This window comes from Luteibacter sp. P4_D7_3 (genome assembly GCF_056401735.1).
On sequence record NZ_JBFUIT010000466.1, the window covers coordinates 1 to 2,281 of the forward strand.

1 protein-coding gene is annotated in these 2,281 nt (G+C 60.5%); it reads left to right on the forward strand.

What is annotated here, in order from left to right; all coding sequences use genetic code 11:
- Positions 1 to 12: 12 nt before the first annotated feature.
- The coding region (locus tag AC1DSN_RS21585; RefSeq protein WP_477332797.1) for an RHS repeat-associated core domain-containing protein at positions 13 to 2,281 on the forward strand (2,269 nt) is incomplete at its 3' end.

The window sequence follows — 2,281 nt, forward strand, 5'->3', positions numbered from 1 at the left end:
CCCAATGGCGGCGTGACCAGGTTCACTTACTACGCGAACGACAAGCTTAAGGCCGAGACCACACCGACCGGCGAGGTCACTCGCTGGGTCCGCGACATCGAAGGCCGCGAGACGCAGCGCATCGCGCCCAATGGCGGCGTAACGACGACAACTTACGATGCGACAAACCGGGTCGCGTCCGTAACGAATGCGATGGGTTTCGTGACCACGAACGTGGCGTACGACAGCATGGACCGCCTTATTCGCCGAAGGGATCCCAACGGCGTGATCACCGACTTCACGTATAACGCTCGGGGATGGCCTACCGGCAGCACGGTACGGGCAAACGCGGACGGGTCGGCGTCAGCGGCCGATGCTGTGACAACTCTGAGTTATGACTTCGCGGGTAACGTCATTTCGAGTACCGATCCGGACGGCGTACGGACCGATCTGTCGTATGACAGTGCCGACCGGTTGGTTCGACTGGTGGAGCCGAGCGGCGGCAGCTTGAATTACGTGCTCGACGGTGAGGGAAATCGTCTTCATGAGACGAATGTGCGGGCCGATGGCGCCACCGTGGCGAGGAAGGTTGACCGAACATTCGATGCGTTGAACCAGTTGTTGACCGTGGTGAACGCCCAGGGCAAGGTTACGCGTTTCGAGCACGACGCCGATCGTAACGAATCCAAGGTTACCGATCCGCTCAACCGTGTCGTCACTTCAACGTTCGATCCGATGCGGCGCCCGATCACGCGCACCCGAACCGACGGAGGCAGTACCAAATTCGTTTGGGACGCTGCCAGTCGTCTCGCGTCGATCGTCGATCCGGGTCAGCTGGTAACGCAGTTCGCATACGACGCGTCTGGGCGGCCCGTGAGCGAAAGCAGTCCGGACGCGGGAAGTCTGGCGGGAGTCTACGATGCCACGGGGCATCTGCAGACGAGCACGGACGCGCGCGGCATCGTGAAGCTTTATGCGTTTGATGCGTTGGGCCGCCCGCGCACGATCAAGTCCGGGACAGCCGCGATGGACGAGTCGTACTTCTACGACGAGCCCGCGAGTGTCACCGGCTGCCCTGCCTCGTTTCCCATCGGTCGTCGCACGCGCATGATGGATGGACAAAGCACGACGACGTACTGTTATGACCGGCGTGGCAATGTCACCAGGAAGACCCAGGTCCTTTCCGGAGGTACCAGCGATACCGTCGAATACACCTATACGCTGGCCGACCGTGTCTCAAGCACGTCGCTCCCTTCAGGCACGCTCTTGGTGTCTTCGTACGATGCCAACGGACGCATCGCGTCTATCCGCATGGAGGCCGCAGGCGCGCCCGCCCAGGTCCTCGTTAGCGGGGTGACATACCTTCCCTTTGGCCCGGTCGAGAATTATTCGCTGGGCGGGACACAGGTAGTGAGTCGCGTCTACGACGCGAACTATTGGTTGACGGCCATCAATTCCCCGGCCATCCAGCTTGGGATAAGTCGGGATGCTTCCGGTCTGCCGCTTGGGTACGCCCAGGTTATGGGAGGTGGGGCGGTGTCCGGCGAGAAAATTGTGCACGACAAGGCTGAGCGCCTATCCGCGGTTGCGATCGGGACCCAGGGGCAGTCGTTCACGTGGAACGCCAGTGGAGACCGGCTGACCAAGACGGGTATCGGCAACGGTGCTGGTGCGTATACGTACCAGCCGGGAACACATCGGCTCGCGTCGATCGGCGGTGGTACGGCCCGCACTTACGATTCGATTGGAAACCTCACCTCCATGGTGTCTTCGGGAGAGAGCTACAGTTTCTCGTACGACCTCCGGAATCGCCTGAGCCTGGTGAATCGGGGAGGCGCGGATGTCGCTACCTACACCTACAATCCTCTTGGTCAGCGTGTCTCCAAGCTCGTCACCGTTCCTACCATGCTCGACAAGCGATTTGTGTACGACGAGAACGCCCATCTCCTGGCTGAGAAAGGCTCATCGGAGCGCGACTATGTCTGGATGGATGGTGTTCTCGTCGGGATTCTCGATGGCTCCGGGAGCGCGATTCAAGTCAGCTATGTGCACGCCGATGGATTCGGCGCACCCCGTGCAGTAACTAACGCAGGCGGCACCTTGCTTTGGAGTTGGTCGTACGTCGCGAATCCCTTCGGTGAGAAAGAGCCCGATTCGACAGGTTTTACCCTCGATCTTCGCTTCCCCGGCCAGTACCACGACGCCGAATCGACCCTTTACCACAACGGTGAGCGTGAATACGAACCGGCGACAGGTCGATATACGCAGAGTGATCCGTTTGGATTGAACGGTGGCATCAACT